The 13,856-nt window shown below is 52.7% G+C and carries 11 protein-coding genes; 7 read left to right on the top strand and 4 right to left on the bottom strand.

The window, feature by feature from the left end; genetic code table 11:
• Positions 1 to 205 precede the first annotated feature (205 nt).
• On the bottom strand, positions 206 to 2,581 hold the full coding sequence (locus tag GAP13_RS11335) for a DUF4954 family protein (RefSeq protein ID WP_158908436.1): 2,376 nt from the start codon (positions 2,579 to 2,581) through the stop codon (positions 206 to 208).
• Between the two features lie 131 nt (positions 2,582 to 2,712).
• Between GAP13_RS11335 and GAP13_RS11330 the strand changes: the two genes are divergently transcribed.
• The gene (locus GAP13_RS11330) at positions 2,713 to 3,297 is read left to right on the top strand and encodes a hypothetical protein (protein WP_158908435.1); all 585 of its coding nucleotides are present in this window, start codon (positions 2,713 to 2,715) and stop codon (positions 3,295 to 3,297) included.
• A 19-nt stretch (positions 3,298 to 3,316) separates the two neighbouring features.
• On the opposite strand, the gene GAP13_RS11325 is transcribed toward GAP13_RS11330, so the two are convergent.
• Both GAP13_RS11325 and fusA read right to left on the bottom strand, forming a co-directional pair.
• Entirely contained in the window at positions 3,317 to 3,952 is a 636-nt protein-coding gene (locus GAP13_RS11325; RefSeq protein ID WP_158908434.1) for a cysteine peptidase family C39 domain-containing protein, read from the bottom strand.
• Between the two features lie 58 nt (positions 3,953 to 4,010).
• On the bottom strand, positions 4,011 to 6,032 hold the full coding sequence (gene fusA / locus GAP13_RS11320) for an elongation factor G (RefSeq protein WP_158908433.1): 2,022 nt from the start codon (positions 6,030 to 6,032) through the stop codon (positions 4,011 to 4,013).
• A 246-nt stretch (positions 6,033 to 6,278) separates the two neighbouring features.
• Here fusA and GAP13_RS11315 point away from each other — a divergent pair, with 246 nt between their 5' ends.
• Both GAP13_RS11315 and GAP13_RS11310 read left to right on the top strand, forming a co-directional pair.
• Entirely contained in the window at positions 6,279 to 8,534 is a 2,256-nt protein-coding gene (locus GAP13_RS11315; RefSeq protein ID WP_241864353.1) for a U32 family peptidase, read from the top strand.
• A 188-nt stretch (positions 8,535 to 8,722) separates the two neighbouring features.
• Positions 8,723 to 9,505 (top strand): IclR family transcriptional regulator, encoded by a 783-nt coding sequence (locus GAP13_RS11310; protein WP_158908431.1) that lies wholly within the window; start codon positions 8,723 to 8,725, stop codon positions 9,503 to 9,505.
• 136 nt (positions 9,506 to 9,641) lie between these two features.
• Here the strand turns inward: GAP13_RS11310 and GAP13_RS11305 are convergent, their stop codons facing one another.
• Entirely contained in the window at positions 9,642 to 10,058 is a 417-nt protein-coding gene (locus GAP13_RS11305; RefSeq protein WP_158908430.1) for a single-stranded DNA-binding protein, read from the bottom strand.
• 126 nt (positions 10,059 to 10,184) lie between these two features.
• Between GAP13_RS11305 and purB the strand changes: the two genes are divergently transcribed.
• From purB to GAP13_RS11285, 4 genes are all read left to right on the top strand, one after another.
• A complete protein-coding gene (gene purB, locus GAP13_RS11300) occupies positions 10,185 to 11,573 on the top strand; it encodes an adenylosuccinate lyase (protein WP_158908429.1) in 1,389 nt (462 codons plus the stop codon).
• A 66-nt stretch (positions 11,574 to 11,639) separates the two neighbouring features.
• Positions 11,640 to 12,293, top strand: a complete 654-nt coding sequence (locus GAP13_RS11295) for a MotA/TolQ/ExbB proton channel family protein (RefSeq protein ID WP_158908428.1) — start codon at positions 11,640 to 11,642, stop codon at positions 12,291 to 12,293.
• Positions 12,293 to 12,709 carry an ExbD/TolR family protein gene (locus tag GAP13_RS11290; protein WP_158908427.1) on the top strand — a complete coding sequence of 139 codons (417 nt, stop codon included), beginning with the start codon at positions 12,293 to 12,295 and terminating at the stop codon, positions 12,707 to 12,709. The genes GAP13_RS11295 and GAP13_RS11290 overlap by 1 nt, the downstream gene beginning before the upstream one ends.
• Positions 12,706 to 13,716, top strand: coding sequence for an energy transducer TonB family protein (locus tag GAP13_RS11285; protein WP_158908426.1), 1,011 nt, complete (start codon positions 12,706 to 12,708; stop codon positions 13,714 to 13,716). Before GAP13_RS11290 ends, GAP13_RS11285 begins: the two co-directional genes overlap by 4 nt.
• Positions 13,717 to 13,856: the final 140 nt, after the last annotated feature.

The following is a 13,856-nucleotide window of genomic DNA, read 5'->3' as shown; positions in this document are numbered from 1 at the left end:
CGCGTACAACGGAACCGGCGCACCTTCCCGAAGGCCTTGGTAGCATACCAGCCAATCGCATAAGCCCAGGGCGAGGCGGGGGCCTCGTGATGGTAGGAACAGTTCGGATTGGGACAAAAGGCAAACCAGTGCACGAATACCCTCCTTGACCGCAGGGGCGGTCATAGAGGTATTCGCACAAACTGACTATCTTTGCTTCAATTCTTTACCCAAGGTTGAGAGCAGTACCGAGTCGTTCAAGCGCGCGATCTATGGCCCTCTGGACCTCATGCATATCTTTTTTGACGGCTTGAATTGCGCTGTTTTCTTCGACTTTGCCATGCACCGCGATTTGCTCTGCTTCGCTGCGGAATGTCGCTTTCCGGAAAGGATTTGCCCAATCCTTTGCGCGGGTTGCAAATACGCGCTGGGCGATTTCCGATGCGAGCACGTGCGCATCTCTGAGCATCTGGATAAAGGTTTCCCTGCTTGGTTCAGGCAAATGTGCCTCATTATGATCCCATATCGCAGATTCTTCGATCGCAAGACTCAGATAGCCGAGAATGCACCAGGCGAAGGCAAGGGCATCATGCTCATACTCGGCTGAGAGTCTGCGGTACTCTTCATGCAGCGCATCCCAGCTCTGGATGTTGCCAGACTCGATGCGCTCAATAAGGTCTTCAAGCTTTGATCTCCGGACAAGAAATCCCCCCAGATTCTCCCATTCAGTTTCTATGTTTTTGCATGCGGAAGCGGATAGGAGTGAGCTCAGGTATTCATAAGGATCACTACTCAAGGGTGCGGCTTCGAGTGCGGGGATCACTGTCTGAATCGCGAACCAAAGCAGCATTTCGCGGTAAGAACGCCAGCCAGCACATGGCTTTATAATCACTTGAGGGCGATTTGAATTTTCGAATCCTCGAACAGTCACTTCGAAGGGGAGCGGATCTTTGGAAGAAGAAAGAATGAGTGCGCCAAGCTGACGGACGAGCTTGAGTTCTTCTTCCGTTCCAGCCTTTGGTTCCACAGCTGCATCGCTGATTTTTGCCAACAGGGCGAAAATGCGATCTCCAAACATGCTTCCATCGCTGTCATTGCTGCTTATCGCACGCATCGCAGCTTCGCCTGCAGCATGCTCGAGAATAGCCAAGCCTTCAAAAATCTCGGACATGGTGTCAGGGGCAAATGGTGAATAGACAAATCGAATGCTCGTATCGACTCTTTTGTCGCGCTCTTTGAATTTCTTTTCATTGCGCATGAGCGCATACGAATTTGAATGCCACCACCAGCCCGGCGAGAGCATGAGTCTGCCATGCGTTTCATCGCTGTCGACCAGACAGAACGGAAATTTGATATTGAGTTCGTGCTTGTAGTCACTCTTTGCAAGGAGGCAGAAAGAGGCAAAGCGCGATGAATGTTTGACGGAAGTGCAAAGCCCAGGCCAGAAACCGCGTCCTGCTTCGATTTCTCCGTCGGGAGCGCGGGAGTTGTGGTTCGAGCCAATGGTCGCGCCCGCTGCAAGATTGGATTGGCCTTTGATGAGGCTTGCGATGAGAAAGCTTGTGTTATGGTGCTGTTCGTGCGCCGGGAAAATGAGGTTGTTGAGTATTTCACAGCATGATACGGTGCTGTTTTCGCCAAGCACTGAGTGTATAAGGCGCGCGCCGTATTTCAGCGCCGAACTGTCGCACATGACGAACCGCACGGCTTTGCAGCCATAAAAAACGCGGCAGCCAAAGCCGAGGATCCCGTTGACCATTTCCACGCCTTCGCCGATTTGAGTCGGAGCATCTTCGCTCGAATTGATAGTCAGGTTTTTCAGCTTGTTTGAGCCCTTGATATAGGCGCTTTCGCCGATATAGGTGTCTTTGATGATCCGGTTATGCTTCAGTACGCTGTTTCGGCCAATGATGCCATAGCGACCAAGCCGCTTATCGAAGCGCGCATCGGTCATCTGACGGAAGCGTTCCTGCAGGCGTGTACGGTCTCGGAATTTTGCCCAAAGCCACGCATCGCCGCTCAACATGCCATTAAACGGGTAAATCCAGCGTCCGCCATTTTCGTTCATCACATCGAGCGTGATGCGGACAGATTCGTTTTCACTCTCCATGACAATGCCATTGCCGAATTTGGCATGGTTCGATACCTGAATTTCAGCATTGTTGATGAGAATGCAATGGTCGTCGATGATATAGTGCGAGAGATATGCGCAATTCGAAATAATGCAGTTGTCTCCGATATCGCAGGCGATTATCTGGGAGTTGAATATTCCGGCAGCCATCGCGATGTCGTGGTGCTCGAGGGAAACATGCTCGAGTTTCGAAATGCGGATAAGGCCCGAAAAAAGGTTGTTGCGCACAAGTTCGGGGCAAAAAGGGTCTTTTACGAGGAAATGCGACCAGTCGTTGCAGGTATTGTTATTTCTGACAAGAATTTCGAGCTCGTGGGTGGTGAGGGAGCGGTAATCGGAAGGGTCTTTGCCCAGCAGGCGGAGCTGTTCATCTCTGATCCGATACTCGGTCTCGTCGGGGCCGAGATACTGTGGGGGAATGAAACCCTCTCCAACTTTCGTTTCAGGAAGTATTCTGATTTCTTTTGCCATGTTCTAAGTATGGAATATTTACGTGCATTGAGCAACTGACGATCATGAGTCAACGCGCAGGAATCTTTACACAAGGTTCGTGGCAGTATATACCCCTTGACCATTTTTCTCCTTTTCGCCATGGTATGCCCATGGATTTTGTCAATTCTCCCAGAGTAGATACTCTTGTGACCGAATCCGAGAAAAAAGTATTCGAGCTGTTCGAAACGATGGTACGAACAACCGGCCAGGAACGTGTGCAATCTGCCATAGCGCTCGCCAATCTGCTTGGGAATCCTGGTGAATTCAGTTTCTATATCGATTGTACCGAAGATCAGCGCATTATCCGTGTGTTCCATCTTCTTCGCGTGTTCCGCGAGAATATGACATTGCTCATCCACAAGACATGGGTAGACGGATCGGAAAATCTGCAGCAGGATCAGCTGCTCGGCGACTTGGCGCGGTTTATCCAGGAATTTCGGGATGGCCGAATTGTTTCGGCATTTCGATCATTTGTGGGAATTTCCCGTCAGATTCCATCCCTGCTGTTCGGCTCGCTCGGTAAGGCGAATGATTTTCTCGAATACGCTTTCCGCATCGATCCAAAGTTCGGTCTTTTCTTCTGGTATATTGGTGAAATAGATCTTCAACTTCGCAACATCGAGAGCATTCCGGAACACCGTGAGCTGTTCGAGCTCGAGGTGCTCATAGGTACTTTCGTAATTTCCTGCTTTTAAATATTGCTCAATCAAAGACTTAATTCTGCGCGCAATCCCAATACACATTCCAGATCAACTGTTTTAATTTCCTGAAAGCCTTTTCATAATCCTCAAGCGGTCGGGCCGCTATAGTTTTTTCAGGTATAAGGAAATATCCAGATATTAAAGCTATTGATTCTTCATGCGTGAGCGCGACAAGACCTGAACCTGGGTCGAAAAACAGAATATGCTCTTCATCGCCCCCAAGCCCCAGCAGAAAGTGTGGATACGGCCCTCCGATGTGCACCACAACAGGCAAGGCCGCGCTCGCAATCAGTTTCAACGATTCATCTTTCGGCACGCGGAAGGGAGTGCTGGAAATTCCTTCCATGGATAGCAGTTTCTCAAGGTCAGCGAGCGAAAGCGGCGGTGTTTTTCCGTATGAATGCATGAGCGATGCAGCGATTTGAATCTTCTCGAGCGAGAATGTGGGGCTTGCGCTGCCTTTCTGGATGTCAGCAAGGCATATTGCGGTTTTCACGAAATTGATCAGTGCTGCCGCGACCGCATACCCGCAGCCTTGCGGATCGCTCTGACGAGGAAGTATCGCGTCAATAATGTTCTCTTTTATTTGGGCCCCTGGCCCGGAAAGCATGAGCAGTACTGCAGCGAATCCTATGGTATAGATATGCATTGGCGCCTCCCAATAAGGAGACGCGCAAAAGGAGCTGACAGCTTCAGATTTTTGAGGCCTAGCGTTTCGGCTCGAAATGGCTGAATTCCATGCTGAAGGACGCGCGGCCCTGGCTCACCGAGCGGAGGCTGGTTGTAAATCCGAACATGGTCGCGAGGGGTGCTTGGGCGTGAATGACCTCGGCAACTGCTTTCGACTCCGAGCCATGGATAAAGCCACCGCGCTGGGAAACGAGGCTCATTACTTCGCCAACAAATTCTTTCGGCGTAAGAATATCGACTTTCATGATAGGCTCGAGCAGGACAGGGCTGGCTGCCCTGCATGCGGCATCATATGCCATATTCGCGCATGCCTCGAAGGCGAACGGCGTCGATGTCAGCTCGCTGTATTCGATGCTCACGAGAGACACGCCGATATCGACCGCCGGGTACCCATACTGGATACCGGACGAAAAGGCTGAAGTGATTCCGCGCTCGATCGCATCGAAAATTTCTTCTGGCACCTCATGTGCGCGAATGGCTTTTTTATACTGATTGCCGCTGCCGCGGGGAAGCGGCTCGACTTCGATGGTAATGCCTGCAGTATTTTCTTTGCCGGCGATGACTTTATGGAAGCGCTCGGTATGCTGCACTTTTGTAGAAATCGATTCGCGATAGGTGACCTGTGGATTGCCGATTTTTGCCTGGACTTTGAATTCGCGAACGACGCGTGTGACGAGCACATCGAGATGGAGTTCTCCCATGCCCCGAATGATGATTTGTCCGGTTTCCTCATCTTCGTGCACGGCAAATGTCGGGTCTTCGCGGGCGAGAATTTCCAGGGCTTCTTTGAGTTTATCGCGGTCGGAGAGAGTTTTGGGTTCAATTGCTACCGATATGACAGGTTCAGGGAAGTGCATCTTTTCAAGCAGAACCGGATATCCTTCCGTGCCAAGCGTATCGCCTGTCTGCGCGAGTTTGAGCCCGACAAATACAGCGATATCTCCCGCGCTGACGGAATCGATTGGCTCGCTTTTATTCGCGTGCATGCGCAAAAGCCGCGTAATGCGCTCTCTTTTTTTCTTCGATGTGTTGTAGACGGTTGAAGAGTTGTGCAGGGTGCCGGAGTACATACGCACATAGCAAAGGGAGCCTGCTTCCCTGTCGTACTGGACTTTGAAGACAAGGCCAAGCGGATAGCCGCTCGTCTGGCAGGGGATATCGACTTCTTCTTCCTTTTTTGTATGGAATGCTTTGATTGCGCCGACTTCATCCGGAGCGGGGAGGTAATCCACGATTGCATCGATGAGGGGCTGCACACCGATATTCCTTCGCGAAGCACCTGCAAATACTGGCACGAAACGCTGGGCGATACAGGCTTTTCGTATCTCGGGGCGAATAATGTCTGCGGGGATAGAAGCGCCCTCAAGGTAGAGGCTGGTCACAATATCGGAATGGGATGATACCGCGTCGAGCAGATTTTCCCGCCAACGGTGCGCCATGGCTTCCCTTTCCGGTGCGATGGGAGTGCGCGTCATTTCTGTTCCATCTTCATTCCAGCGGATTTCCTGCATCTCGATGAGGTCGATGACACCTTCGAATCCACCTTCCTTGCCAATGGGGATGTTCAGCGGGACGGGATGAGCGCCAAGCTTCGCTTTCATGTCCTGGAGCACTGCTTCGAAATCCGCGCCGAGCCTGTCCATTTTATTGACAAATGCAATGCGGGGGACATGGTATCGATCTGCCTGGTGCCAGACGGTTTCGGACTGAGGTTCGACTCCGCCCACTGCGCAGAACACCGCAATCGCACCATCGAGCACGCGCAGAGAGCGCTCGACTTCGGCTGTAAAATCAACGTGACCCGGCGTGTCGATAATGTTGATCTGATGATCGCGCCAGAATGTCGTAGTCGCAGCGCTCTGGATCGTAATGCCGCGCTCCTGTTCCTGGTCCATCCAGTCCATAGTCGCTTCGCCATCGTCGACTTCGCCGATTTTGTATGTTTTCCCTGAATAAAAGAGGATTCGTTCGGTCGTAGTGGTCTTGCCGGCATCGATATGCGCCATGATGCCAATATTGCGTATTTTTTCCAGACTCATCGATTGCTCCGGATTGTATGCTGGGATAAGGATTCTGCATGCTTCAGGGACGCCGGAAGGCTTGCCCGGAAAGCGAACGATAAAAATATACAGGAAAAGGGCATGAATTACAACACGAGATCATGGGGAGGCGGCGCAGGGCCGCAGCCTCGCCCGGGCCCTTCTGGCAGGATTTTTCCTTTACACAAGGTTGAGAACACTACCAAGTGCTTGCATCAAAGAGCCATTCACGACTATAAGGATACTGTGAAAAGAATTGAATTACTCGCGCCGGCGGGGTCTCCCGAGGCGCTGGACGCCGCGATCAGCGAAGGTGCCGACGCGGTATATCTTGGATTGCGCTCGTTCAACGCGCGCATGCGTTCCGCAAACTTTGCATTCAACCAGTTCGAGGCAGCGGTCTACGCCTGCCACGATCGGCTTCGAAAAGTATATGTCACAGTGAACACGGTTTTCGAAGAGCGTGAAGCGGATCGGCTGTATCAGCTGCTCGAATATCTCGTCTCTGTCGGCCCCGACGGCATTATTGTGCAGGATGTCGGTGTCGCGAAGATGGCGAGCGAGTACTTTCCTTCATTGCATCTGCATGGTTCGACACAGATGAATGTGGCTTCATCGGCAGGGTGCAATCAGCTTTCGCGTTCGGGATTCAAGAGAGCAGTCCTCGCCCGCGAGCTGTCTCTGGAAGAAATCCGCCATATCCGGCAGTATACGAGCCTTGAACTTGAAGTCTTTGTCCATGGAGCGCTCTGCGTGAGTGCATCGGGACTCTGTCTTTTTTCGAGCTATCTGGGCGGCAAGAGTGCGAACCGTGGCATGTGCACGCAGGCATGCAGGCGCCTCTATGAAGGCGAAAACAGCACGGGCTATTTTTTCTCGCCAGATGACCTTCAGCTCATTGAATATCTGCCGGCGCTTATCGACGCGGGCGTCAATGCCTTCAAAATTGAAGGCAGAATGAAATCCGCGGAATATGTGGGCACGGTTGTTTCCGCATATCGTTATTTAATAGATAATTACGAAATCGACACCGAACGCGCGGTACTCAAGGCCAAGGCGATGCTCCAGGCCGATTTTGCCCGCAGCAAAACGAATTTTTTTATTACTGGAGCTCCGGATATCTACATCCATCCCGATCAGGCTGGCGGCACGGGCATCCATCTGGGCAGAATCCGCGATGCACGTACGATCGATGACAAGCGCTGGGCACTCATGAATACCTACGAAGGTCTTGCCGAGCGCGACTCTGTGCGCATCCATCGCGCGGATGATTCCGGCCGCATTACCGCCAAAATCCAGGCGATCAAATATGGGGTCGATGGCATGCTCCTCCAGCTCGATGGAGACTGGCGGCAGAATGACGATGTGTATCTTATTCAGACTGCGGGCATGGCGCGGCGCTACAAGTCGATTCTCCCGAAAAACCTCGACAGATTCCGCAAATTCCCCAGCACACATGCTGCTCCCCAGCCTGTGCTGCCGCGCGTGGACTTGAAAAAGCTCGATGCAGCCCTTCCGCTGGGCACCTATGTGCTCGCGGGGAAAGTGGCCGACCTCCATGCAGCGCTCACCTTCCGGCCCAAACGAGCAATGATTCTGTTCGACAAACTCAATGCCGAAGTCATGCGCCGCGAGGAAGCTACGCTGCCGTTCAAGCGTGAGAGGCTCATTCTGTGGCTCGACCCCTACTGCACCGAAACAGACCTAGCATGGCTGCAGCTCGAGCTCGAGCATTGGATCGAGAAGGGTGTTTCCGTGATTGTGGCCAATAATCAAGCACATTTTAGTTTGCTCCGCGGCAAGGATGTATGTATAATCGCCGGCCCATGGCTCTATACGTTCAACCAATGGGCGCTCGCCTATTATCTCGAGCAGGGCGCGCAGGCCATTGTTCCGCCATATGAAATATCGCGCCAGGATCTGTACCGACTTGCTGAGTACCTGCCGGCGCAAATCTTTATGCCAGTGTTATTTGCGTATCCCGATCTGTTCAGGATTCGCGCTGACCTTTCGCGCACCTATGGACAGACGCATTTTGCGGACCGCGATGGTAACAATTTTGAGCTTGTGGGCAGGCGCGATTATTCTGTGGTCATTCCCGAGCAGCCATTTTCGCTTGTCGATTTAGTTCCTAACCTCAAAAAGCAAGGCTTTTCGCGCTTCATTCTCGACCTATCGAACGCGGAACCCGCGCGAGGGCTGTACCGTGACATTGCCCGCGCAGCAGAACAATTCAAGCCTTTGCCCAACACTTCGCGCTTCAACTGGAAGGACGGATTCTGGAGCGAAGAGAAAATGCACAGCGCGGATGAGGCCCCCAAAGCCCCTGCAAGCAGATCCAGCCAGCCTGGCCAACTAGCGCGGCGCAGCGCCACAAAAGCCAGTGCTCCCGCACGATCGGGCAAGAAAGACAATGAGAAATCGAAGCCGCCGAGGTCAGCGAAAAAGGCCGCAAGAGGCCGCTTTCCTTCGCCGTCTAAAAAGCCTCCCAGACAGCCATGAGCGGGCTTTTCCACTGTGAGCCCTCGGCCGATAAAGCGCTTGACGATTGCCTGCCCCGCGTATATTGTTTGAAAACAAAATGGCGTTTCGTATAATGATACACATTGCATAATAATGCATGATAAGGCATATTATCGTGTATGTACGCAAAACCATTTTCCGATGGCATTCTTCTGGAGTAAAAGATCATGAGTGAGTCAGCTGGCAAGGCTCTGGATATTCTGTTCTATCTCGCAAAAGTTGGAGAAGGCGTCTCTCTTGCGCGGCTTTCCAAAGAGACCGGAATGAACAAGGCAACTGCGCTGCGGTATCTCACGGTGCTCGAATCGAAGGGGGTAGTGGAACGCTGCCTGGCGGGATGGACGCTGGGGCTTTCACTCTTCGAGTTGGGAAGCAAGGTCCCTGTTCGCCAGCTTGTTGCGGAAAAAGTGCGCCCTATTATCGAGCGGCTCGCCCGCGAAACAGGGGAATCCTCCAATCTGGCCTATCTCGCCGGTGATACCGCCATATATCTCGATCGTGCCGAAGCGAATCGCAGCCTTCGTATGCGCTCCATGCCAGGCGACCGCTTGCCCCTGTATTGCACTGGCGTAGGCAAAGCCATTCTTTCCCAGCTTACAGAAGAAAGAATCCGCGCAATCCTGGGACCTGGGCCGCTGCCGAAAATTACCGATTCTACCCTTACCGATCCAGAAGATATTATCCACGAAGCAATGCGCGCTCGTGAGCTCGGGTACGGTGTCGACAGAGAAGAATTCGAAATCGGCCTTACCTGCTATGCGATGCCGCTTCGCCTCCCCGGCTCCGATTTTGTCGGAGCAATCAGCATATCCGGTCCCACTGCGCGCATGAAAAATCCCGAAATACGCGAGCGTTTCCTCGCTATTCTCAGGCAGGCGGTTCAGGATGCGACTGACATGCTTTCTCCGTATCATTATTTCGAGAATCTTCCCGAGAATCGCGGAGATTGATGAAGGGCCCGTGCTGCCTGTCATGGGCAAGTTTTGGTAGTCGCCCTTGCCTGATTGCATCGAAAGCCCGTGCCGCCTGGCATGGGCGAGGGCCGAGGATATAACCGCAGCCCTCGCTTTACGCGCCATGTTTCCTTTAAAACACCGCCATGCTTGCCTCGCTGCGTTTTGCCTCCTCTATGAATGTTTCGTCGGATTTTGAAGTTTCTTCTTTGTTGGCCTTTGTCATCGGCTTGAATTCGATATGTTCAGCGACGATTTTCACGCGCGCATGCGGCTTGCCTTCGGTATCGGTCCAGCGGTCTTGTTTGAGCCTGCCGACAACCCGGACACCTCTTCCTTTTTTCAGATTCTGGGCGCATGCGGCGCCAAGCCTCGACCACGCTTCGACATCGAAATATGAAACTTCATTTTCGTATTTCTGGTCAGCGACTTTGTAGCTGCGGTTTGTCGCCACGGTAAAATCACAGACCTGGTTGCCAGATGGGGTGCCCCGCAAGTTCGGATCGCGAACCAGATTTCCTTCCACCAGAATGCTGTTCAAATGATTCATACGTCCTCCTTGTGTATTTGCTTTGCGCTGATATCGCGGCCGCGCACTCCAGCGCCTGCACTAATAATTCGCACAAAAATGGTGTTCCTGATTCAATTCTTGGGGCACAACTGCTATTATGTACGCATGCAAAACTTCGATCAGTTTCAGTCTCCCTTTTCATGGCGCTACGGATCCCAAGCAATGCGCATAATCTGGAGCGAAACCTACAAGCGCAGGCTCTGGCGCCGTGTGTGGGTCGGGCTTGCAAAAGCACAGTCGCGTTATGGGCTGGTCACTTCTTCGCAGATTGCCGAGCTCGAAGCGCATGCTGCCGATATCGACATTGAAAAGGCGCAGGAAATTGAGCAATCGCTTCGGCACGACCTCATGGCCGAGCTCCGCACCTATGCATCCCAGTGTCCAATAGCTGGCGGCATCCTTCATCTCGGTGCGACATCCATGGACATCGAGGACAATGCGGATGCGCTCAGAATTCGAGACAGCCTGAACCTGCTCAAGGACAAGCTGGCGGACTTGCTCTCCGTGCTCGTGGATAAAATCGAGCGATACGCAGCGGTGCCGGCTATGGCCTTTACCCACTTGCAGCCTGCAGAGCCGACCACGCTCGGCTATCGCTATGCATTCTACGCGCAGGATCTTGCTGACACGTACGAGCGCTTTAACGATGCACTGCGCAACATTAAAGGAAAAGGATTCAAAGGCGCAGTCGGCACTTCTGCTTCTTATGCCGAGCTCATCGGAGTCGAGCATCTGGATGAATTCGAGACCGCGCTATCCGAAGAACTCGGAATCCGGTTTTTTGATGTGGCGACACAGACCTACCCGCGCATACAGGATTATCGTGTGCTTTCGCTTCTTGCAGAGCTGGCAGCAGTCTTGCACAAAATGGCGTTCGATTTCCGCATTCTGCAGATGCCACTTATAGGCGAACTCTCCGAGCCTTTCGGTTCGCGCCAGGTCGGTTCCTCGGCCATGCCCTTTAAGCGCAACCCGATCGAAGCCGAAAAAATCGATTCGCTTGCTCGGCTGGTCGCTTCCTATCCTGGTGTGGCCTGGGGGGATGCCGCGCTCTCGGGGCTCGAGAGAACTCTGGATGATTCAGCAAACCGACGGGTGATTCTTCCTGAAGCATTCCTTGCTTGCGACGAGCTTCTGCAATCGATGAAAAAGCTCATCGAAGGCCAGTCCGTCGATGAAACAGCAATACAGCGCACTGCACAAGCATATGCGCCTTTTGCAGCGACAGAGCGCGTCCTCATGGCTCTTGGCAAAAAAGGTGCCGACAGACAGGAAGCGCACGAGCGCCTCAGAGACCTTGCGATGATTGCCTGGAACGCGGTTCGCGAAGGCGAGCCAAACCCCCTGCGGCAGCTGATACAATCCGATGAATTTTTTGCCTCGCGCCTTTCTTCTGATGCTATTGAATCGCTCTTTGATGTCGATACTTATATAGGAGCAGCCGAGAAGCGTGCTCGCATAGTTGCAGCACGAATCCGCTCGCTCTTTAGATAATCGCTAAGAAGAGCGATATACTTTTTAGTTGCTGATAGTTGCTGATACCTTTTCCAAGGAGTTGACATGTTAGATTTCATCAGCAAAGGTGGACCGATCCTTTGGGTGATCATGGCTCTTTCCGTGGTAGCGCTTGCAATCATTATAGAACGCTTGCTCTATCTGCGCCGCATTTCCATTGATGAAGAAAAGCTCTTTCTTCGCATAAAAACGAGCTTGATGGAAGAACATTATTCCGAGGCGCTCGCCATCTGCGACCAGAATGTATCGCCATTTTCTGCCTTGCTCAAGGTTGGTATCGAGAATAGAAACCAGCCCGAATATCTCCAGCGCGAACTTCTCAAGGATGCCGCGGCAATGGAATCGATCAATCTCGAGCGGGGGCTGCCCGCTCTGGGCACGATTTCGAATATTTCCACATTGCTGGGCTTGTTGGGAACGGTAACCGGCACAATGAAAGCATTCGGAGTGCTGGGCAAATTCGGTGCGGTGAGCGATCCGTCTGCTCTGGCAAGCGGCGTTGCGGAAGCCTTGATCACGACGGTTGGAGGTCTAGTCGTCGCGATACCGGTTATTATGTTCTATAACTATTTCGCTTCCAAAGTGAACTATATCATTACGCGGCTGGAAACACAGGTAAACAGCCTCGTCGACCTGATTTCCACGTACGCGGGCGAAAGCTCGGCCAATACTGCGGAAAAGCCGGCGAAGGAGGGATGATGGCACGTGATCACAGGATCCAGCCGAAGATCAATTTTGATCTTACGCCCCTCATCGATATCGTCTTGCAGCTTGTGATTTTCTTCATGATTACGACAACATTCAGGACCGCACCGGGCATCAGCCTGCAGCTGCCTGGTTCAAAAACAGCCCAGTCGATTGCGACTCCGGAACTGCGTGTCATTGTTGTCTCGGCCAATGAAATCTATCTGGACAAAACAAAGACCAATCTTGCCGGCCTTGAGCTGCTTCTGCGTAAGCGCGTCAGCGGTTCCAGCGCGAGCCAGATCAGAGCAGTGCTCGAAGGCCAATCCGGCGCTGAATATCAGCTCATCATTTCAGTGCTCGATGCGCTGCGAATGAATGGCATCGAGAATGTCGGTCTCATCACGCGAAAAGAAAAGGTGGTGCAATGACCGAAGCGCTTTCCTTTGCCGAGCGTGAGCAGCGCAAGCGGACTATTATTTCATACGCCGTTGCCATCGGACTGTATGCGCTTTTATTCGGTGCAGGCCTGCTGTTCGATTTTTTGCGCCCGCCAATAATGGACCTCAGCAATAAAACATTGATCGTGAATATCCAGGGTCCGGTTGTGAACGATACAGGCAAAGGTTCTCCTGTAGAGAAAAAAGATACGGTCGCCACGGAGCGTCCCGCGCCTCCGCCATCTCCGGCCCCGAAACCACAGGCGCAAACAGCAGCAAAGACAGCGCCTGCAACTCCCTCTCCTGCGCCGCAGGCTGAAGCCGTCCCTGTGCCTGTTACTCCTGCTGTCCAGCAGCCGGTTGAGCCATGGACGCCTGGTGAGCGAGGCCCCGGCTCGCGCGTGAGTTCCAGCGAATCCTCTGTGCTTTCACCTGGCGAAGGGCAGGTGCCCTGGGGAACGGGCCAGGCGATAAAAATTATGAAAGCCGAAAAGGGGAATACTGTCGAAACGACACTTGGAGGGTCCTCGGAAACAGTAGGGCAGAGCCTCTATGTACCGATCTATCTGGGTATGCCCTTACCTTCAAGCGTATCCGCCGATCTGTTCAACGCGATTCCCGATGAGATCATTCCGCCGCACACAGTGATTACATCTGCTGATGCTCGCAAGCGTGCCTTCTTGAATTACTATGTTAAAAACGGCAATGAATATGTGCTTAAAAATCCCGCACCCCTCGATGTGCGCGAAAAACTCTGGGAGATGCTTGAGGACGCTGGGTACAATGCGGAGCTGGCAGATTACAAGGCTGGGCGCAGCCTGAGCCCTGTGGTCATCGGTTTTTCCATTACAAAAGACCGCCAGCTGCGCGGTGTGGAGCTTTTGCAATCATCGGGCGATCCTGATATCGACGCCGCGGTGCTTTATGGATTCAAGCGTGCTTCGTTCTGGAACAAGAGCGGAGACACTATCCAGGGCCGCTTTGTGTATCGTTTCTGAGCGAGGGGCTGTTTCGGGGCTTTCGCTCAATGTTTCCATAGTGTTACGAACCTTGCAGAAGGTAGGTAGGAGAAAACTCACGCAAGCGCATAGCGAGGCAGATACTCCGCAGAGGTTTTGAGAGGGGTCGAGAATGCGCG

It is taken from the genome of Rectinema subterraneum, from assembly GCA_009768935.1.
In the GTDB taxonomy this organism is placed as follows: Bacteria; Spirochaetota; Spirochaetia; order Treponematales; family Rectinemataceae; genus Rectinema; species Rectinema subterraneum.
The sequence above is the reverse complement of the archived record's forward strand: the minus strand, read 5'-3'. Positions and strand labels throughout refer to the sequence as shown.

Bases quoted from the DNA above. Each gene is read 5' to 3' on its own strand.
- GAP13_RS11335 (WP_158908436.1), bottom strand. From the start codon at position 2,581: ATGGCAAAAGAAATCAGAATACTTCCTGAAACGAAAGTTGGAGAGGGT.
- GAP13_RS11330 (WP_158908435.1), top strand. From the start codon at position 2,713: ATGGATTTTGTCAATTCTCCCAGAGTAGATACTCTTGTGACCGAATCC.
- GAP13_RS11325 (WP_158908434.1), bottom strand. From the start codon at position 3,952: ATGCATATCTATACCATAGGATTCGCTGCAGTACTGCTCATGCTTTCC.
- fusA (WP_158908433.1), bottom strand. From the start codon at position 6,032: ATGAGTCTGGAAAAAATACGCAATATTGGCATCATGGCGCATATCGAT.
- GAP13_RS11310 (WP_158908431.1), top strand. From the start codon at position 8,723: ATGAGTGAGTCAGCTGGCAAGGCTCTGGATATTCTGTTCTATCTCGCA.
- GAP13_RS11305 (WP_158908430.1), bottom strand. From the start codon at position 10,058: ATGAATCATTTGAACAGCATTCTGGTGGAAGGAAATCTGGTTCGCGAT.
- purB (WP_158908429.1), top strand. From the start codon at position 10,185: ATGCAAAACTTCGATCAGTTTCAGTCTCCCTTTTCATGGCGCTACGGA.
- GAP13_RS11295 (WP_158908428.1), top strand. From the start codon at position 11,640: ATGTTAGATTTCATCAGCAAAGGTGGACCGATCCTTTGGGTGATCATG.
- GAP13_RS11290 (WP_158908427.1), top strand. From the start codon at position 12,293: ATGGCACGTGATCACAGGATCCAGCCGAAGATCAATTTTGATCTTACG.
- GAP13_RS11285 (WP_158908426.1), top strand. From the start codon at position 12,706: ATGACCGAAGCGCTTTCCTTTGCCGAGCGTGAGCAGCGCAAGCGGACT.